The 18,109-nt window shown below is 67.4% G+C and carries 18 protein-coding genes and 1 pseudogene; 8 read left to right on the top strand and 11 right to left on the bottom strand.

Annotated elements, in window-relative coordinates:
- The first annotated feature begins 69 nt into the window (after window positions 1–69).
- A complete protein-coding gene (locus tag ACX12F_RS00640; protein ID WP_459367810.1) occupies window positions 70–768 on the top strand; it encodes a GntR family transcriptional regulator in 699 nt (232 codons plus the stop codon).
- Here the strand turns inward: ACX12F_RS00640 and ACX12F_RS00635 are convergent, their stop codons facing one another.
- On the bottom strand, window positions 769–1,212 hold the full coding sequence (locus ACX12F_RS00635; protein WP_459367809.1) for an SRPBCC family protein: 444 nt from the start codon (window positions 1,210–1,212) through the stop codon (window positions 769–771).
- A 189-nt stretch (window positions 1,213–1,401) separates the two neighbouring features.
- Complete coding sequence (locus ACX12F_RS00630) at window positions 1,402–1,857, bottom strand: acyl-CoA thioesterase (protein WP_459367808.1); 456 nt, start codon at window positions 1,855–1,857, stop codon at window positions 1,402–1,404.
- A 26-nt stretch (window positions 1,858–1,883) separates the two neighbouring features.
- Between ACX12F_RS00630 and ACX12F_RS00625 the strand changes: the two genes are divergently transcribed.
- Complete coding sequence (locus tag ACX12F_RS00625; protein ID WP_459367807.1) at window positions 1,884–2,972, top strand: alcohol dehydrogenase catalytic domain-containing protein; 1,089 nt, start codon at window positions 1,884–1,886, stop codon at window positions 2,970–2,972.
- An 81-nt stretch (window positions 2,973–3,053) separates the two neighbouring features.
- On the opposite strand, the gene ACX12F_RS00620 is transcribed toward ACX12F_RS00625, so the two are convergent.
- Window positions 3,054–4,850, bottom strand: coding sequence for an acyl-CoA dehydrogenase (locus ACX12F_RS00620; protein WP_459367806.1), 1,797 nt, complete (start codon window positions 4,848–4,850; stop codon window positions 3,054–3,056).
- Between the two features lie 30 nt (window positions 4,851–4,880).
- Window positions 4,881–5,570, bottom strand: coding sequence for a TetR/AcrR family transcriptional regulator (locus ACX12F_RS00615; RefSeq protein WP_459367805.1), 690 nt, complete (start codon window positions 5,568–5,570; stop codon window positions 4,881–4,883).
- Window positions 5,571–5,717: 147 nt separating this feature from the next.
- Between ACX12F_RS00615 and ACX12F_RS00610 the strand changes: the two are divergent.
- From ACX12F_RS00610 to pntB, 3 genes and pseudogenes are all read left to right on the top strand, one after another.
- Window positions 5,718–5,834: pseudogene (locus tag ACX12F_RS00610) on the top strand (CAP domain-containing protein); the annotation flags it as partial.
- 252 nt (window positions 5,835–6,086) lie between these two features.
- On the top strand, window positions 6,087–7,628 hold the full coding sequence (locus ACX12F_RS00605; RefSeq protein ID WP_459367804.1) for a Re/Si-specific NAD(P)(+) transhydrogenase subunit alpha: 1,542 nt from the start codon (window positions 6,087–6,089) through the stop codon (window positions 7,626–7,628).
- 34 nt (window positions 7,629–7,662) lie between these two features.
- Window positions 7,663–9,093, top strand: coding sequence for a Re/Si-specific NAD(P)(+) transhydrogenase subunit beta (gene pntB, locus ACX12F_RS00600; RefSeq protein ID WP_459367803.1), 1,431 nt, complete (start codon window positions 7,663–7,665; stop codon window positions 9,091–9,093).
- A gap of 138 nt (window positions 9,094–9,231) precedes the next feature.
- Here the strand turns inward: pntB and ACX12F_RS00595 are convergent, their stop codons facing one another.
- Together ACX12F_RS00595 and ACX12F_RS00590 are read right to left on the bottom strand one after the other, a co-directional pair.
- Window positions 9,232–10,449, bottom strand: coding sequence for a sensor histidine kinase (locus ACX12F_RS00595; protein WP_459367802.1), 1,218 nt, complete (start codon window positions 10,447–10,449; stop codon window positions 9,232–9,234).
- A gap of 1 nt (window position 10,450) precedes the next feature.
- Window positions 10,451–11,092 carry a response regulator gene (locus tag ACX12F_RS00590; RefSeq protein ID WP_459367801.1) on the bottom strand — a complete coding sequence of 214 codons (642 nt, stop codon included), beginning with the start codon at window positions 11,090–11,092 and terminating at the stop codon, window positions 10,451–10,453.
- A 205-nt stretch (window positions 11,093–11,297) separates the two neighbouring features.
- Here ACX12F_RS00590 and ACX12F_RS00585 point away from each other — a divergent pair, with 205 nt between their 5' ends.
- The 3 genes from ACX12F_RS00585 (at window position 11,298) to ACX12F_RS00575 (ending at window position 13,707) form a co-directional block, all read left to right on the top strand.
- Window positions 11,298–11,537, top strand: coding sequence for a hypothetical protein (locus ACX12F_RS00585; RefSeq protein ID WP_459367800.1), 240 nt, complete (start codon window positions 11,298–11,300; stop codon window positions 11,535–11,537).
- Window positions 11,538–11,665: 128 nt separating this feature from the next.
- Window positions 11,666–12,895: an acyl-CoA dehydrogenase family protein gene (locus ACX12F_RS00580; protein ID WP_459367799.1), complete on the top strand. Its 1,230-nt coding sequence runs from the start codon at window positions 11,666–11,668 to the stop codon at window positions 12,893–12,895.
- Window positions 12,895–13,707, top strand: coding sequence for a tyrosine-protein phosphatase (locus tag ACX12F_RS00575; RefSeq protein ID WP_459367798.1), 813 nt, complete (start codon window positions 12,895–12,897; stop codon window positions 13,705–13,707). The genes ACX12F_RS00580 and ACX12F_RS00575 overlap by 1 nt, the downstream gene beginning before the upstream one ends.
- 12 nt (window positions 13,708–13,719) lie before the next feature.
- Here the strand turns inward: ACX12F_RS00575 and ACX12F_RS00570 are convergent, their stop codons facing one another.
- The 5 genes from ACX12F_RS00570 to ACX12F_RS00550 form a co-directional block, all read right to left on the bottom strand.
- A complete protein-coding gene (locus tag ACX12F_RS00570) occupies window positions 13,720–14,259 on the bottom strand; it encodes a YceI family protein (protein WP_459367797.1) in 540 nt (179 codons plus the stop codon).
- Window positions 14,256–14,741 carry a DUF456 domain-containing protein gene (locus ACX12F_RS00565; RefSeq protein ID WP_459367796.1) on the bottom strand — a complete coding sequence of 162 codons (486 nt, stop codon included), beginning with the start codon at window positions 14,739–14,741 and terminating at the stop codon, window positions 14,256–14,258. Before ACX12F_RS00565 ends, ACX12F_RS00570 begins: the two co-directional genes overlap by 4 nt.
- 2 nt (window positions 14,742–14,743) lie before the next feature.
- The gene (locus ACX12F_RS00560; protein WP_459367795.1) at window positions 14,744–15,715 is read right to left on the bottom strand and encodes an NADPH:quinone oxidoreductase family protein; all 972 of its coding nucleotides are present in this window, start codon (window positions 15,713–15,715) and stop codon (window positions 14,744–14,746) included.
- Between the two features lie 5 nt (window positions 15,716–15,720).
- Window positions 15,721–16,584, bottom strand: a complete 864-nt coding sequence (locus ACX12F_RS00555) for an SDR family oxidoreductase (RefSeq protein WP_459367794.1) — start codon at window positions 16,582–16,584, stop codon at window positions 15,721–15,723.
- Between the two features lie 112 nt (window positions 16,585–16,696).
- On the bottom strand, window positions 16,697–18,097 hold the full coding sequence (locus ACX12F_RS00550) for an aldehyde dehydrogenase family protein (RefSeq protein ID WP_459367793.1): 1,401 nt from the start codon (window positions 18,095–18,097) through the stop codon (window positions 16,697–16,699).
- Between the last annotated feature and the right edge of the window lie 12 nt (window positions 18,098–18,109).

Below are 18,109 nucleotides of genomic sequence, written 5' to 3'. Positions count from 1 at the left end.
CACAATAAGACGCCGGCACCAGCCGGACAACCGCCGGGGTCGCCCTGCCTGCCCAGAAGAAGGACTGCCGTGAACGCCTCGGCCAAACCGCTACCCGGCCCCCAGCGGGCCCGCCGGCGGGAACAGCTGTCCGACGAGGTGGCGGCCCATCTCCGGGCGGCCATCATGTCGGGCAGTTTGCGTCCGGGCACCTTCGTCCGGCTCGACGAGACCGCTGACGCGCTCGGCGTGAGCATCACGCCGGTCCGCGAGGCGCTACGCACCCTGCGCGGCGAGGGCATGGTCCAACTCGAACCCAACCGTGGTCACGTGGTGGCCGCGTTCACGCGCGACGACATCGCCGACGTCTTCTGGCTGCAGGCCACCATCGCCACCGAGATCGCGGCGAACGCGGCCCGGCGCATCACCGAGCCCGTGATCGCCGAACTCGGCAGGCTCACCGACGAGCTCGCCGATGCCGTCGCCGCGGGTGATGTCGACGCAATCGCCCTGGCGGAGTTCCTGTTTCACCGCGAGTTCAACCGCGCCGCCGGCCGAACCAAACTGGCGTGGTTCCTACTCCATGCGGCGCGGTACCTACCAGTGCGCATCTACGCCGCCGACCCGGAGTGGGGCGCCGCGGCCGTCGCCAATCACCGGGCACTGGTTGCGGCGTTGCGGGACAAGGACATCGATGAGGTCGTCCGGCAAACCCGCCGCCAGTTCGACGACGCCGCCGAGCGGTTGACCGACCGCCTCGACGAACTCGGGCTATGGCCCTCGGGCTAGCTAGCTGGCCGAGAGCTGCTCGGCGCGCGTCTTGAGGTTTCCGGCCAGGTGATCGAGTGCGTCATTGACGACCTTCTTGACCATCATCGACGGGATGCCCGGCATGTCGACCTCGACATCCATGTCGACGGTCAGCAGGGCACTCGCCCCGAGATCGACCACCGAGAACAGCTGCTCCTGCTTGGAGAACAGGTTGCCCTGCTGCATGACGGTCTGGATCTGACCGTCGCCCGGGTAGTAGACCGCCTGGATGTACGAGCCGTCCATGCCCTGAATCTTGGTGTCCAGCCGGAGCTGGCTGGGACGACCGTCGTCGTAGCGGTGCAGGATCCAGCAGCCGGTGACCTCTTCGTTCCACTGCGGGTAGGCCTCGAAGTCGGCCACGATCCCCAGGATGTGCGTTGCTGGTGCGGCCACCTCGACGGTCTTGCTCACGATCGGCATGCCGCCGAGCATATCGAGGAGCGCATTCCGTCGATCCCGCGCATGCGTCCGCTGACCCTGAACTGACGGCGCACGTCTCTCGACATTTCCCGCCCTGGGTACAGGCTCAACGCGTCCGGCGCCCTCCGCCGAGGTTGATCCTGCGTGTGCGGCGCATTTCTGCGAGTAGCCTGCGCCCCGACCTCAGGCTCAGCTGACGACGGCGGTCTCCAGCAGCTCGCGGATGGGTGCCGGGATAGGGACGGGACGCCGGGCGTCCCGGTCGACGTAGACGTGCACCCAGCTGCCGACCGCGGCGGCGAGCCGCGCATCAGCCTGAGTGGAGTGCTCCGTTTCCTCGGCCCACAGCCCGGTGCGGTAGGTGACGCTGCTGTTGCCCAACCGGGTCACCGCCAGCCCTACCACCAGCTGCGACGGAAACCTCAGCTCCGCGAAGTAGCGGCAGCCCGATTCGGCGACCACCCCGAGCCACGGCGCGGCAACCGGGTCGATGTCGCACGTGGTGTTGATCCACGCGTTGATCGCGGTATCGAACAGCTCGTAGTAGACCGCGTTGTTGAGGTGGCCGAACATGTCGTTGTCGGTCCAGCGGGTCTGCACGGGCCAGTGCACCGGAAATTCCGCGGCGGTCAGTGCCTGCTCCATGCCCGCCAGTCTGTCAGGCTGGTGCCATGTTGATTCGCGGTGCCGTACTCGAAGAGATCGGGCGAGCCCGCCCGTATGCCGAATCACGGCCACTCACCATCAGCGAGCTGAATCTGGACGCGCCGGGCGACGGCGAGGTGCTGGTGCGTATAGAGGCGGCAGGCCTCTGCCATTCCGATCTGTCGGTGGTGGACGGCAACCGGGTCCGTCCGGTGCCGATGCTGCTCGGCCACGAGGCCGCCGGCATCGTCGAACAACTCGGTGGCACTTCGGATTTGGCCGTCGGACAGCGGGTGGTCATGACGTTCCTGCCACGCTGCGGCCAGTGCCGGTCCTGCGCGACCGACGGCCTGGCCCCCTGCATCCCGGGCAGCGCCGCCAACGGCGCGGGCACGCTGCTCAGCGGCGAGACGCGGCTGTCCCGGAGCGGCCGGGCGGTTCTGCATCACCTCGGGGTGTCCGCCTTCGCGACGTACGCGGTGGTGGATCGCCGATCGGTGGTACCGGTAGACGCTGACGTACCTCCGGTGGTCGCATCACTGCTCGGCTGCGCGGTGCTGACGGGCGGCGGCGCGGTCCTCAACGCCGGCCAGCCGAAACCCGGGCAGACGGTGGCCATCGTCGGCATGGGCGGGGTCGGCATGGCCGCCATGCTCACTGCCCTGGCGCACGACGACGTGCGGGTCGTCGCGGTGGACCGGCTGCCCGACAAGCTCGAGCAGGCCCGCGCGCTCGGCGCGCACGATGCGGTCACCGACCCCGGCGACATCAAGGCCGACGTGGTGATCGAGGCCGCCGGCCACCCCGCCGCCCTGGAGACCGCGATCGGCATGACCGCCCCCGGCGGCAAGACCATCACCGTCGGGCTGCCGCACCCTGATGCGCGAATCACGTTGTCGCCCTTGGCTTTGGTCGCCGATGGCCGCTCGCTGATCGGGAGCTACCTCGGGTCAGCGGTGCCGGCGCGAGACATTCCACGCTTCGTCGACCTGTGGCGGTCCGGCCGGCTGCCCGTCGAGAAGCTGGTGTCCGACACCATCACCCTCGACGACATCAACACCGGCATGGACGCCCTGGCCGACGGCCGCGCCGTGCGCCAGATCATTACCTTCTAGCAAGCCCAACGTGAAGAAGATCGCGTGATTTCACCCACCGAATCTTCGTCATCTAGTTCACGTTCGGCGGGCGGAAAATGCCTAGAACCAGCCGTCCCGCATCTCCAGCGTCGTCCGGTCCAGCGACTCCAGCAGGTCCAATTGCGGTGCGGTCTTGGGCAATTCGAACCGGAAGAAGTACCGGGCCGCCTGGCGCTTGCCGTCATAGAAATCGCCGTCTTTGCCCGCGGCCGCGACAAACTGCTCCAGCCACAGCCACGCCACGACGATGTGCCCGAACGCTTCCAGGTAGACGTGGCTGTTGGCCATCACCGCAGGGACGTCGCCCGAGCCGAACATGCCGGCGGTCACTCCAACCAGCCGCTGCCACGACGCGTCGAGCGCGGCCGCCAACTCGGCGCCCTCGCCACCCAGGGCGGAGGCCGTCCCCACCGTCTCGGCGATGACCTGCCCGAGTGCCGCCAGGCTTGCCCCGCCGCGCTGAGTCACCTTGCGGCCCAACAGGTCCAGGCTCTGGATGCCGTTGGTACCCTCGTGGATCGGGTTCAGCCGGTTGTCCCGGTAATGCTGCTCGACGTCGTACTCACGCGTGTAGCCGTACCCGCCGTGCACCTGGATCGCCAGGTTGTTGGCTTCCAGGCACCACTGCGACGGCCAGCTCTTGGCCACCGGCGTCAGGATGTCGATCAAGAGACCGGCCGTGTCGGCCTCGGCGTCCGATTCCGCACTGTGCTGCACATCCGCCAGCCGCGCACAGTACAGACCCAGGGCCATTCCGCCTTCGACATAGGCCTTCTGCGCCAATAACATTCGACGGACGTCGGGATGTTCGATGATGGGCACCTGAGGCGTCGTCGGGTCCTTGACGTCCAGCGGCCGGCCCTGCGGCCGCTCCCGCGCGTACTGCACCGACTTGAGGTAGCCGGTGTAGCCCAGCGCCACCGCGCCCATGCCGACGGCCAGCCGGGCCTCGTTCATCATCTGGAACATGTAGACGATGCCGCGGTGCGGCTCGCCGACCAGATAGCCGACCGCGCCGTTCTCGCCGCCCGGATTGAACTGTGTGTCACCGAAATTCAGCACGGTGTTGGTGACGCCGCGCTGCCCCATCTTGTGGTTCAGCCCCGCGATGGCGACGTCGTTGCGCTCGCCGATGGACCCGTCGGCGTTCACCAGGTACTTGGGCACGATGAACAGCGAGATGCCCTTGGTGCCAGGGGGCCCGCCGGGGAGCTTGGCCAGCACCAGATTGACGATGTTGTCGGTGATCTCGTGCTCGGCGCCCGAAATCCACATCTTCGACCCGAACAGCCGATAGGTGCCGTCCTCGCGCGGTTCGGCGCGCGTGGCCACGTCGGCCAGCGACGATCCGGCCTGGGTCTCCGAGAGCGCCATGGTGCCCGAGAAGCAGCCTTCGAGCATGGGTTTGACGTAGGTCTCGATCTGCTCGGGCGTACCGAACCTGGTCAGCAGATTGGCGTTGGCGATGGTCAGCATCAGATACCCCGATGTCGACACGTTGGCGGCGGCGATCCAGGCAAACGCCGCCTGTGCGACGACCGCGGGCAGTTGCGCCCCGCCGACCGACTCCTCCATCGACATGCCGATGAGATCAGCCGAGACGAATGCGTCCCAGGCCTCTTTGATCTCGGGGACCATCGTGACGGTCTGTCCGTCGAAGGTCGGCTCGTTGGCGTCGCTCTTCTTGTTATGCGGCGCGAAGTAACGCTCAGCCAGCTGCTCGCTGAGGTCCAGGACCCCGTCGAAGGTCTCGCGTGAATGGTCGGCGAACCGCTTGCGGCCGGTGAGTTCGTCGACCTTCAGCCATTCGTACAGCAGGAAGTCGAGGTCCCGGCGGGACAGCAGCAGAGATTTCATCGGGCCTCGGTCACCTCTCGAACGCGCTGGTCAGTGTGATGCGCCGCCGCCGAGGGGGTCCTCGGTGCGGATCGTTTCGTCGCGGATCAGTCCGCGCAGCAGTGCGGTGCTGAACTCGACGGCGATCTCGGAAGCCGTGCGCCGGCCGTGCGGCCGCAGCCACCGGTAGGCGCCCAGCGTCATCCCGATGTAGCCCAGTGCCAGCACATGCGAGTCGCAGTCGTTGAACTCGCCGCTGGCGATGCCGCGGTCGATGACGTCGCGGACGTGCTCATAGACCGTGGTCTCGGCCTTGCGGATGTACGCCACCTGCTCCTCGGTGAACCACTCCGTGATGTACGGCCCCTCCTGGAAGTACACCGCCGCGGACTCCAGGTCGGTGGCGATGCCGGTCAGCAGGCGCCGGGTGAAGTTGAAGATGGTCTCGCGCGCCGAGGCCGTCGGATCGTCATGCAGGGCGTCGACGGTGAAGTCGGCGGTCGACTTGTAGATGTCCCACAGGATCAGCGACTTGCTGGCGTAGTAGTGGTAGACGGTCGCCTTGTTGAGTCCGACGGCGTCGGCGACGTCATCCATGCGGGTGCCGTGGTAGCCGCGGGCCGCGAACAACTTGGCGGCCACTGCCAACAACTCCTCGCGCCGCGACGAGCCGTTCGACCCAGACGACGCCCCCGCGGGCGACCCCGTTGCAGCACCTTTTGTCGACGACTCTGTGGACATGTCAGCTCACTCTATGCAGCCGGGCGCCAGTCCCGGGACCAATCAACTGGTTGGCCAGTCTATGCCGTGGCATGTCCACAGCCGATCCGCCACTCACTGGCCAGCTCCAGCAGCTAAGCTCACGAGTAACAAGCTTGTCGGTTGGAGGTACTGATGGATCCGAGTCCGGATTACGACGCGAGCGACGAGATCGAGTACTTCTTCAACTGGGTCCCGTGGGGCCTGCGCGGCGTGTACCCGCCCCCGGCATATCCCCCGGTCTAGCCGCCTCTGAATTTCACCCCACCGACCGGTGTCTCGGCGCGTGCCGTCGCACCGGTCGGAATTTTGCTGTACCAAATCGCCGCCGTCCCGTAGACATATCCCCGGCATCGCCCCGCAGTGGATTTTTGGTCGGGTTATGAGCGACTGCTAATTTATGAGCGATTGCTAACTGGTATAGGGGGCAAGGGCACCGTCCAGACGTGGATGGGGGAGACTCTTGCAAGCAAACCAACACAGATCGGATCGAATTCGATGATCATCGGGATTCCCCGCGAGTCTCTGGCTGGTGAGACGCGGGTTGCCGCCACTCCTGCAACTGTCGGGCAGCTGATCAAGCTCGGCTATTCGGTAGTGGTCGAATCTGGCGCGGGTGCCGCCTCCAGTTTCGCCGACGCCGCCTATGTAGAGGCCGGGGCCAGTATCGGCTCCTCCGCAGAGGCGCTGTGCGCGGACATCGTTTTGAAGGTCAACGCGCCTGACGACGGTGAGATCGCCGCCCTCAAGGACGGCGCCACCCTGGTCTCGCTCATCTCCCCCGCCTTGAAGCCGGAACTGGTCGAGAAGCTCGCCACCCGCCCGATCACGGTGCTGGCCATGGACGCGGTGCCGCGTATCTCGCGCGCCCAGTCCCTGGACGTGCTGTCCTCGATGGCCAACATCGCCGGCTACCGCGCCGTCGTCGAGGCCGCCCACGCTTTTGGGCGGTTCTTCACCGGCCAGGTCACCGCGGCCGGCAAGGTTCCCCCGGCCAAGGTCCTCGTCGTCGGTGCCGGTGTGGCCGGTCTGGCCGCGATCGGCGCCGCCGGCTCGCTGGGCGCCATCGTGCGCGCGACCGACCCGCGCCCCGAGGTCGCCGACCAGGTCGCCTCCCTCGGCGGGGAGTACCTGTCCGTCGCGGATCAAACGGCCGAGGTCGCCGAAGTTTCCAAAACCGGCTACGCCAAAGAGATGGACGACGACTACAAGGCACGCGAGGCGCAGCTGTACGCCGAGCAGTGCAAGGACGTCGACATCATCATCACGACCGCGCTGATCCCGGGCCGTCCCGCGCCGCGGATCATCACCGGGGAGATGGTGGCCTCGATGAAGTCCGGTTCGGTGATCGTCGACATGGCCGCGGCCAACGGCGGCAACGTCGAGGGCACCGTCAAGGACCAGGCCATCGTTACCGACAATGGTGTCACGATCATCGGGTACACCGACCTGGCCGGCCGCCTGCCTGCGCAGGCCTCCCAGCTGTACGGCACCAACCTGGTCAACCTGCTCAAGCTGCTCACCCCGGAGAAGGACGGCCAGGTCGTCCTCGATTTCGACGACGTGGTGCAGCGCGGGGTGACCGTCGTGCGCGACGGTGAGATCACCTGGCCGCCGCCCCCGGTGCAGGTCTCCGCCGCTCCGGCCGCAGCCGCTGCCGCCGCTCCCGTGGTCTCGAAGATCAAGGAGCCGATGTCGACGCAGCGTCGTCTGGGCATCACCTTCGGCGCCGCGGCCGTGCTGTTCGCGCTGATCGCCGCGTCGCCGGCCGCTCTGCAGGTCCACCTGACGGTGTTCGCGCTGGCGATCGTGATCGGCTACTACGTGATCGGGCACGTGCACCATGCGCTGCACACCCCGCTGATGTCCGTGACCAACGCGATCTCCGGGATCATCGTGGTCGGCGCGCTGCTGCAGATCGGGCATGACAACACCCCGATCACCGCCCTCGCCGGCGTGGCCATCTTGCTGGCCTCGATCAACGTCTTCGGTGGCTTCGCGGTGACCCGCCGCATGCTGGCCATGTTCTCCCGCAGCTAGAGCCTGCTGACCTCAGAACCTTTGGAACGGATTCATGTTCAACGCAGAAACCATCACCAACGTGGCGAACGCGGCCTACGTCGTCGCTGCCCTGTTGTTCATCCTCGCTCTGGCCGGCCTGTCCAAGCACGAGACCTCCAAGGCCGGTAACGCCTTCGGCATGGCCGGCATGGGCGTGGCGCTGGTCGCCACCATCGTCCTGGCCATCAACAAGCACATCGAGCCCCTGGGCCTGGCGCTGCTGATCGGCGCCATGGCCGTCGGTGCTGCCATCGGTCTGTGGCGCGCCAAGGTCGTCGAGATGACCGGCATGCCCGAACTGATCGCGCTGCTGCACTCGTTCGTCGGTCTGGCCGCAGTGCTGGTCGGCTGGAGCGGCTACCTGCACGCCGAGTTCGACCCGAACGGCCAGGGCGCGCTCGAGCTGGCCAAAGAGGGCATGCTGGGGATTCATTCGGCCGAGGTCTTCATCGGTGTGTTCATCGGTGCGGTGACCTTCACCGGTTCGATCGTGGCCAACCTGAAGCTCTCGGCCAAGATCAAGTCCGCGCCGCTGATGCTGCCGGGCAAGAACTTCCTCAACGTCGGCTCGCTGGTGCTGTTCGTCGCGCTGACCGTGTGGTTCTGCATCGCGCCGAACCTGTGGCTGCTGGTCGGCGTCACGGTCCTGGCCCTGCTGCTCGGCTGGCACCTGGTCGCCTCCATCGGCGGTGGCGACATGCCCGTGGTGGTGTCGATGCTCAACAGCTACTCCGGTTGGGCCGCGGCCGCCTCAGGCTTCCTGCTCTCGAACGACCTGCTGATCATCACCGGTGCGCTCGTCGGCTCCTCCGGTGCCTACCTGTCGTACATCATGTGCAAGGCCATGAACCGGTCGTTCATCTCGGTCATCGCCGGTGGCTTCGGCATCGAGGCCGGCCCGGCCGAGGACAAGGACTACGGCGAGCACCGCGAGATCACCGCCGAAGGCGCCGCCGAAATGCTCGCGTCGGCCAGTTCGGTGATCATCACGCCCGGCTACGGCATGGCCGTCGCCCAGGCCCAGTACGGCGTGGCCGACCTGACCCGCAAGCTGCGCGAGAAGGGCGTCACCGTCCGCTTCGGTATCCACCCCGTCGCGGGCCGTCTGCCCGGCCACATGAACGTGCTGCTGGCCGAGGCCAAGGTGCCCTACGACATCGTCCTGGAAATGGACGAGATCAACGACGACTTCGACGACACCGACGTCGTGCTCGTCATCGGCGCCAACGACACCGTCAACCCGGCCGCGTCCGAAGACCCGGGCAGCCCGATCGCCGGCATGCCGGTGCTCACGGTATGGAACGCCAACAACGTCATCGTGTTCAAGCGCTCCATGGCCTCGGGCTACGCCGGCGTGCAGAACCCGCTGTTCTTCCGCGACAACAGCCAGATGCTGTTCGGCGACGCCCGCGACCGCGTCAACGACATCCTGGCCGCGCTGTAGTTCTTCCGCACAGACTGCCCCTCACTTTCGAGTGAGGGGCAGTTTTGCGTTCGGGCGTCAGCGGACGAAATCGGTTATCGCCGCGAGGAATTGGTCAGGCGTCTCGACCATGGGGCTGCTCCCCGAACCAGCGATGAATCATTTCCCGCCACCAGCGCCGAGCTGGGGCGACTGCTCACGCACAGGCGGTGAGGTGACCGTGACGCGGGTACCGCCATCGGCCGAGTCGACGAGCATCGAACCACCCATCGCCTCCAACCGCGCCAGCAGCGAGCCCAGCCCGACGTGCCCGTCGGCCACGTACCGGGCCACCACGGCCGGATCGAAGCCGACGCCGTCATCCGACACCGTCAGGACGACGCGATCGCCGATACAGCCCAGCCGCACCCACACCGATGTGGCTTGCGCATGCTTGCCGATGTTGGTGAGCAGCTCGCGGGCAGCCCGGTACAGCAGTTGCTGAGAATCGGGCTTGCCGACATCCTCGAGGTCGGCCCGCACGTCCACCTCGTAGCGAGACTCGAACTGCCGCAGCAGTTCCCGCACAGCGGGCGTGAGGCCGAGCTGGGCGAGCACCTGCGGGTGCAGCTCGGTGACCGTCGAGCGCAGTGCCGCCGCGGTGTCTTCCAACGCCGCGTAGACCGCGTCGAGTTCCGGGCCGGGCGTTCGTTCCCGGATTTCATCCAGCTGGAGACGGGCCGCCAGCAGGGTCTGCAACGGGCCGTCGTGCAGCCCGTCGGCCACTTCCCGGTTGTGCCGCTCGTCGGACTGCATGGCCTCGGACACGAGTTGGCGGCGAACGTCCTGCAGGGCCTGCACGCGCTCCTGACGTCGCACCAGGACGAAGCACAACACCGTGGTGGCGACGGCGAGCCAGATCAGGAATCCGAAGTGGGTGTAGACCATGTTCGGCAGGCCCATGCGGTCGTCGTGCTTGGAGTAGAAGATCCACACCGCCAGATAGCCCGTCGCCGTCAAGGTGCCGATCGCCGCTGTCATCAGTGGGCGATCCTGGAACGCGACCGAGATCGGCAGCAGGAAGAACACCGGCAGCAGGGCCGCGGTCGCGCCGCCGGACACCAGGCACAGCGCGAGGATCACCACCAGGTCGATGCCGGTGGACGCCCAGTCCGCCCAACGTGGCACCGGGCCGCGCAGCACTGCCACCAGCCAGATCACCGCTGCGATCGCGTACAGCCCCAGGATCGCCGCGTACACCTCCGGCAGCCAGTGGTCGACCTCCCAAATCCACACCAGGACGCCGATCAGCGCGATCAGCGGCAGCCGCAGCCCGGCGGATATCCGCACCGGCTCAGCAACCAGGTACTCGCCGATCCGGCGGAGTGTCGGGCTCACCTCAGTCCAGCAGCTTCCGACGCATCGCCTCGGCCACGGCCGCCGCGCGGTCCCCGACTCCGAGCTTCTCGTACAACCGCTGCACATGGGTCTTCACCGTCGACGGCGCCAGGTACAGCTCCTTGGCCATGGCCGGGATGGTCGCGCCCTTGGCGATCAGCTGCAGCACCTCGCGTTCGCGCGGACTGAGCGCCGGGGCATCGGGCTCGGCCCGGCGCCGGATCTCACCGGCCAGCCCAGCGGCCAGGCTGGGTGCGACGACGTCGCGGCCCTTCGCGCATTCGAGGATCGCATTGACGAGCTCACTGCGGGTCGACTCTTTCGGCAGGAAGCCGGCCGCGCCGTCCTGCAGGGCCCGGTACACGATCTCGGCCTCGTCGTGAGCGGACAGCAGCAGTACCCGGGTCGGCAGTCCGTCGCGCCGCACCGCCGCCGCCACCTCGGCGCCGTCCATGCCGGGCATGCGGTAGTCCAGCAGGGCGACCTGGGGCTTGTGCGTACGGATCGCCGCCAGCGCCGACGTCCCGTCGTTCGCTTCGGCCAGCACCTCGATGGAGCCGCTCGCCGTGAGCGCGCGGACGACACCGTCACGAAACATCGGGTGGTCGTCGCCCACCACCACGCGAACCCGTTCGTCGGTCATGCCGTCAGCGTCGCACGGCGACCAGCGAAAAGTACTCCGATCGCCAATTGACGGCCACGTGTCCCCCGATCAGGGGACGCGGGAATCCTCCGGGGGCTGGGCCGATCACCCGATACCCGCAGAGCTCGCGTCGGGGCACTCTTGAGTCATCACCGGAACACACCGGGGCAACACACCAAAAGCTTACTCACACAGGAGAATTCAGATGAGCAGCACCGCCCGCACCTTCGGCTTCTCGATCATCGCCGCCGGCGTCTTGGGGGGCTCGGCACTCGGCCTGGCCGGCGCCGCCGGCGCCACCACTCTCGGACCGGACGTCCGTCCGCCGCACATCGTGGCCACCCCGTCGATCACCGCGCCGCCGGCCGGCACGCCGCTGCCGGGCGTGCTGTGGCACCGCGGCATCTACCGCGTGGCCACCCTGATGCCCGGCCAGGTCCGCTGACCTACCCAAAGCCCGGACTCCCTCCCCGAAGTCGTCGCGGGGAGGGAGTCCGTCGTCGCGCACGGCCCTGGCCGCTGCGTCACCGACCGCCCGTCACATCGTTAGACAAGTGGCATATCGTGGCGGTCATGGACTTCGCGTTGTCGGCAAAAGCGCAGGATTACCAGCACAGGCTCACCGAGTTCATGACCGAGCTCGTGCTGCCCGCCGAGGCCTCCTACCACGCCTATCGCGAGGAGAAGGGCCCGAAGGACCACACGGTGCCGCCGGTGGTCGAGGAGCTCAAGATCGAGGCGCGCAAGCGTAGCCTGTGGAATCTGTTCCTGCCCTCGGAGTCCGGGCTGACCAACCTGGAGTACGCCCCGCTGGCCGAGATTTCCGGTTGGAGCATGGAGATCGCCCCCGAGGCCATCAACTGTGCCGCGCCGGACACCGGCAACATGGAGACGCTGCACCTGTTCGCCAACGAGCAGCAGCGCAAGCAGTGGCTCGAACCCCTCCTGGGCGGTGAAATCCGCAGCGCCTTCGCCATGACCGAGCCGGCCGTGGCGTCCTCGGATGCCCGCAACATCGAGACGACGATGCTGCGCGACGGCGGCGACTACGTCATCAACGGCCGCAAGTGGTGGATCACCGGCGCTGCCGACCCGCGCTGCAAGATCCTGATCGTCATGGGGCGCACCAATCCGGATGCGGCGTCACACGCCCAGCAGTCGATGATCCTGGTGCCGGCCGATACCCCCGGTGTGGATATTCAGCGGTCGCTGCCGGTGTTCGGCTGGCAGGACCAGCATGGGCACTGCGAGATCGTCTTCGACAACGTCCGCGTCCCGGCGGAGAACCTGCTGCACGAGGAAGGCTCCGGTTTCGCCATCGCGCAGGCCCGGCTGGGGCCGGGCCGCATCCACCACTGCATGCGCGCCCTCGGTGCCGCCGAGCGTGCCCTGGCCCTGATGATCGACCGGGTGTCCACGCGCGTGGCATTCGGCAAGCCGCTGGCCGAGCAGGGCGTGGTGCGTGAGTCGATTGCCAAGTCGCGCAACGCGATAGATCAAGCCAGGCTCTTATGCGAGAAGGCCGCCTGGACCATCGACCAGCACGGCAACAAGGCCGCGCATGTGCTGGTGTCGCAGATCAAGTCGGTGGCCCCGCAGGTCGCTTGCGACGTGATCGATCGCGCCATCCAGGTGCACGGCGCCGCCGGAATCTGCGATGACGTGCCGCTGGCCCGGCTCTACGCCTGGCACCGGGCGATGCGGTTGTTCGACGGGCCTGACGAGGTGCACATGCGCACCATCGCCCGCGCCGAACTCGGCCGAGAGAAGTCGGCACTGGCGGCCGCGGCGTTGGGTCGCTGATGCGATCGACTGGCTTGGAACTCGCCGGCGCCTGGAACTTCCGCGATGTCGCCGAGGAGACGGGCATCGCTCCCGGCCGGTTGTTCCGCTCCAGCGAGCTGAGCGGACTGGCCGAAGACGGCCGTAAAGCGTTGCAGCACTACGGTATCACCGATGTCGCCGACCTTCGGTCGCTACACGAGGTCGAGCGCCGCGGCCCCGGCCAGGTACCCGACGGCGTCGCTGTCCATCTGCTGCCGTTCCACGAGCTGGCCGCCGCCGGCACCGAGGAAGCCGAGGCGCCGCACGAGAACGCCTTCGAGAAGATGATGACGACGAAGCCCGACGACGAGGACGTCGCCGCGGCCGCCGGTCGCTTCATGGTCGAGGAGTACCGTCGCTTCCCCACCCTGCCGGGCGCGCATCTCGCAATACGCCAGGTGATTTCGATGCTCGCCGACTCCCGCCCGGTGATCGCGCACTGTTTCGCCGGCAAGGATCGCACCGGGTTCACGGTGGCGACGGTGCTCGGTGCCGTCGGGGTGGAGCGCGACGCGATCCTCACTGATTTCCTGCGCAGCAACGACGCGGTGCCGCAGCTGCGGGAGGGCATCCTGGAGACCATCCGCACCCGGGCCGGGCAGACGGCCGAGGTCGTCACGTTCGCCGAGGCCCGGCTCACCGAAGAGGTGCTCGGCGTCCGCGAGGAGTACCTGGACGCAGCGCTCGGGGTCGTGGCGGCCGACTACGGTTCGCAGGCGAATTACCTTGCCGCCATTGGCGTTACCGATGAGCAGCTGGCGCGGTTGCGGAGCGTCTTGCGCGGCTGGTAGCTGCACGGACAACTAAGCGCGCGCAGTGAGTGCCACCCGAACCTCGTCTGCCACTTTCATCGCGCCCATCAACATCGAATACTGCTTGATGCGATGGTCGCTGTGCCGTACCACCGCCTCACCGGTGATCCGCAGGTCCGCGCCGTCCTGCACCACCTGAACGACGACGGTCTGCTCGTGGCTCTGGCCACTGAGGTCCAGGGTCCCGATGAGCCGCCACGAGTCGCCGCTGCGTTCGATCGATGACGAGCGGAACTTCGCCTGCGGAAAGCGCTTGGCCTGCAACGTTTTCAGCGCATTGTTGCGAACCAACGTCTTCTCTGGGCCGGACAACGGCGTCATACCGCCCTCGCCCGTCAGCACATCCAGAGAGTTCAGGTCGACGGTCACCTCGACCACGGTCGGTTCGTCCCCGTCCACATCCACCGCCGCCGACCATGATCGCATCGCGATGGTCAACCGGTGTCCCATCCGGGCCGCGGTACCGGTGACGCCGGTGTGCAGAAGTAGCTCGCCGGCCGACGAGTCCAGAGTCCGTTTTCCTGCAGTCAACTACCCACCACCAATCCTGTCACCCATGCCCCCGCAGCCAGCAGCGCGGCGGTGAACTCCACTCCCATCGCCAGGGCCACGCCCTTGATGGCGTGCTTGGTCGACGTCCACGCCCGGGTCGTGTCCCGCAGCGCCGAGTACTCGCACAGGTACACCCCCAGCACGAAGCCGAGGGCAAGCCCCAGCACCGGGATCACGAAAAACCCGATGACACCCAGGATTCCGCCGACGACGAGGCTGCGGGCGGACACCTCGGCCCGCCGCATCCGGCGCATCGGCCAGAGGTACTTGATGACCTCACCGGCCAGGAACAACGCCGCCGCGACACCGAGCACCACCCAGGCCGTCGCGGTGTGGACGGCTACCGCCCACACCGCGATCGCGAGGAACACGAGGAGCCCGCCGGGTAGCACCGGCACCAGGATGCCGACCAGACCGATCGCGATGACCAGCGCGACGAGCACTGTTCCCAAGGTGTTCACGATCAGGGTTCCAGGACGGCCTTGCCGTGAATCTTCCCGTCGGCCAACGCTTGCAGGGCGGCTGCACCGTCGGACAACGGAAAGCGCATGGGCTCCGGCGGTCGCAGACCGGCCTCGACCAGCTTCGCCAGTCCAGCGCCGACCTCCACGGCCGAACCGGGCACCTGGCGGATGAACTCGCCGTACCCGACGCCCACCACGCTGATGTTGCGCAGCAACAGGCGGTTCACCTTCACCGACGGAATACCTTGTCCGGCAGCGAAACCCAGGACAAGCAACCGACCTTCGGGAGCCAGCACCCGAATCGCATCATCGAAGGCGTCGCCGCCGACCGGGTCGACCACCAGGTCCGCTCCCCGACCGTCGGTGGCCGCCAGTGCGGCGTCGCGCCACCCGTCGGTGAGCGGCAGCACCACGTCGGCGCCGACTGAGGCCACGAAATCCGTCGCCTCGACGCGGTGCACCATGGCGATCACCTTGGCGCCCATGGCCTTTGCGATCTGGATGGCCGCCACTCCGATGCCGCCGGCCGAGCCGAGCACCAGCACCGTCTCCCCCGCCCGCAGCCCGCCGCGGCGGGCCAGCGCGAAGTACATGGTGTAGTAGTTGCCCAGCAGGCAGACGGCAGCCGCATCGTCGAGTCCGTCGGGCGTCGGGATCACCGAGTCCGGCAGCGCCAGCGCCCGCTGCGCATAGCCACCCATCATGGTGAACGCCGAAACCCGTTGACCGGCAACGAAACCAGAGCCCTCGGGCGCCGACCGGACGGTACCGGCCACCTCCATACCCGGGGTGAACCCGGGCGGCAGCTTGAGCTGGTACTCGCCACGGAGCAGCAGCAGGTCGGGAAAGCAGATGCCGGCCGCACCGACATCGATGACGACCGCATTGCCCGAAGGATCCGCGGCATCATCGATATCGGTGTAGGCAAGGCCCGAAGGGCCCGTCAGCGACTGCGCGACAAGCGCTTTCACCTATATCAGCCGAGCGCGAACGACGCGGCCTTGGCGGCCGAGAGGTCGGTGATCTCGCCCCACTTGGCGGCGATGTCGTCCACTGACGGCACGTCGCCGAAGGTGATGCCCTCGTTCTGGAACAGCGCGGTGCGCTGCACCTTGCCGCCGCCAACGATGAAGATCGAATCGGTGTCGGGCAGTTCCTCGGTCATCAGGTAGGCCACCACCGGGGCGACGTACTCCGGCGACAGCTTCGCGAAGACCTCAGGCGGCACGATGTCCTGCGTCATGCGGGTCGCGGCAATCGGCGCGATGGCATTCAGCTTGATGTTGTACTTGGCGCCTTCCTGGGCCAGCGTGTTGATCAGACCGACCAGACCCAGCTTGGCCGCGCCGTAGTTGGCCTGGCCGAAGTTGCCGAACAGACCGCTGGTGGAGGTGGCGACGACAACACGGCCGAAGCTCTGCTCGCGGAAGTGCGGCCACGCGGCGCGGATCACGTTGTACCCGCCGTACAGGTGCACTTTGAGCACGATGTCCCACTGCTCGGTGGTCATCTTGTGGAAGGTGCCGTCACGCAGGATGCCCGCGTTGGACACCACGCCGTCGATCTTGCCGAACGCCTCGAGGGCCGTCTTGACGATGTTCTCGCCACCCTCGGGCTCGGCGACGCTGTCGTAGTTGGCGACAGCGCGGCCGCCGGCGGCCTTGATCTCCTCGACGACCTGGTCGGCCATGTTGTGGCCGGCACCGGTGCCGTCGCGGGCACCGCCGAGGTCGTTGACCACGACACAGGCGCCTTCGCGGGCCAGCGTCAGCGCGTATTCACGGCCCAGGCCGCCACCGGCACCAGTGACGACAATGACGCGATCCTGCACTCCGGGCATGGGTTTCCTCTCGTGGAAGGGCAACGGGACAGCCCACCGCAGTGGGCACCCCTTTGTGTATACGGCGGCCGATCAGCCGCCGCATCGTCGGGTCGGTCTAGCGTCGAACGGCCTAGAAGAACTTGCGCGCGATCTTCCACGCCCGGTCGGTGTACGGCGGGTAGATGAGCTGTCCGAGGTCGGGCCGGGTCGGCTTGGTCATCACCGACTTGGCGTGGCTGAACTCCAGGAAGCCGTACCGGCCGTGGTAGGCGCCCATGCCGGACGGGCCGACGCCGCCGAACGGCAGACGAGCCGTCGATACCTGGAAGATCAGGTGGTTGACCAGCATGCCGCCGGCCGGCACCTCGCGGATGAAGCGCTCACGGATGGCTTTGGCCTTGGTGAACAGGTAGGCGGCCAGCGGCTTGGGCCGGGCGTTGACGAACGCGATGGCGTCGTCGAGCGAGTCGACGGTGATCACCGGCAGGATGGGCCCGAAAATCTCCTCGGTCATCACCGGCGCGTCCAGCGGCGGGTCGACCACCACGGTCGGCTGCATGGTGAGCCGGGCCGGGTTGGTGCCGCCGCCGGTCACGACGTCCCCGCCCGTGCCGAGATAGCTGCTCAGCCGGTTGAACTGCCGCTCACTGACGATCGGCAGGCCGTCGGGGTCATCGGCGGTGAAGGCCACGATGGCATCGCGAATCTTGGTGACCAGCTCATCGCGGATGGGCTTCTCCGCCACCACATAGTCCGGCGCGACGCAGATCTGGCCAGAGTTGACCACCTTGGCGAAGGCGATGCGCTTGGCGGCGACGTCGATGTCCGCGTCGGCGGCGACGATCACGGGGCTCTTGCCGCCGAGTTCGAGTGTCACCGGCGTGAGGTGCTGCGCGGCCGCCGCCATGATCTTCTTGCCGATCTCGGTACCGCCGGTGAACATGATGCGGTCCAGGCCCTGCGCGATCAGTTCCTGGCTGACCATGCCGTCGCCCTCCACCACGGTGACGGCGTCGTTGTCGAGGTACTTCTCCACCAACTCGGCCATCAGCCGCGACGAGGCCGGGGCGAACTCAGATGGCTTGAGTACCACGGTGTTTCCCGCGGCGAGCGCGCCAACCAGCGGGCCGAGCGTGAGGTAGAACGGGAAGTTCCAGGCGCCGATAATCAGCACCGTGCCGTACGGCTCGTACTCCACCCAGCCGCGGCCGGGCAGCTGCGAGCGCTCCAGCAGACGGTAGCGACGTTTCGCCCACTTGTGCAGGTTCTTGGCCGCGTCCTTGGCCTCGGCGATGGTGCCGACGCTGTCCGCGAGCCACGCCTCGAAGGGCTTACGGCCCAGATCGGCCTCGAGCGCCTTGGCGATGGCGGTCTCGTTCTCCTCCATGGCCTGGGCCAGTGCGAGCAACTGACGCTTGCGCCACTGCAGGTCACGGGTGCGCCCGGTGGCGTAGGTCCTTCGGAGTCCGGCCACGACAGCCGGGATGTCAGCAGCCGTTCGGCCGACAGATACAGCTGATTCAAGGGTCATGAGTACGTCCTT

It is taken from the genome of Mycolicibacterium sp. HS_4_1 (genome assembly GCF_054515875.1).
Note: the sequence above shows the minus strand (reverse complement) of the source record. Positions and strands in the feature narration are given on the sequence as shown.

Coding starts and splice junctions, on each gene's coding strand:
- ACX12F_RS00635 (WP_459367809.1), bottom strand. CDS start 1,212: ATGCCGATCGTGAGCAAGACCGTCGAGGTGGCCGCACCAGCAACGCAC.
- ACX12F_RS00630 (WP_459367808.1), bottom strand. CDS start 1,857: ATGGAGCAGGCACTGACCGCCGCGGAATTTCCGGTGCACTGGCCCGTG.
- ACX12F_RS00625 (WP_459367807.1), top strand. CDS start 1,884: ATGTTGATTCGCGGTGCCGTACTCGAAGAGATCGGGCGAGCCCGCCCG.
- ACX12F_RS00620 (WP_459367806.1), bottom strand. CDS start 4,850: ATGAAATCTCTGCTGCTGTCCCGCCGGGACCTCGACTTCCTGCTGTAC.
- ACX12F_RS00615 (WP_459367805.1), bottom strand. CDS start 5,570: ATGTCCACAGAGTCGTCGACAAAAGGTGCTGCAACGGGGTCGCCCGCG.
- ACX12F_RS00605 (WP_459367804.1), top strand. CDS start 6,087: ATGATCATCGGGATTCCCCGCGAGTCTCTGGCTGGTGAGACGCGGGTT.
- pntB (WP_459367803.1), top strand. CDS start 7,663: ATGTTCAACGCAGAAACCATCACCAACGTGGCGAACGCGGCCTACGTC.
- ACX12F_RS00590 (WP_459367801.1), bottom strand. CDS start 11,092: ATGACCGACGAACGGGTTCGCGTGGTGGTGGGCGACGACCACCCGATG.
- ACX12F_RS00585 (WP_459367800.1), top strand. CDS start 11,298: ATGAGCAGCACCGCCCGCACCTTCGGCTTCTCGATCATCGCCGCCGGC.
- ACX12F_RS00580 (WP_459367799.1), top strand. CDS start 11,666: ATGGACTTCGCGTTGTCGGCAAAAGCGCAGGATTACCAGCACAGGCTC.
- ACX12F_RS00575 (WP_459367798.1), top strand. CDS start 12,895: ATGCGATCGACTGGCTTGGAACTCGCCGGCGCCTGGAACTTCCGCGAT.
- ACX12F_RS00555 (WP_459367794.1), bottom strand. CDS start 16,584: ATGCCCGGAGTGCAGGATCGCGTCATTGTCGTCACTGGTGCCGGTGGC.
- ACX12F_RS00550 (WP_459367793.1), bottom strand. CDS start 18,097: ATGACCCTTGAATCAGCTGTATCTGTCGGCCGAACGGCTGCTGACATC.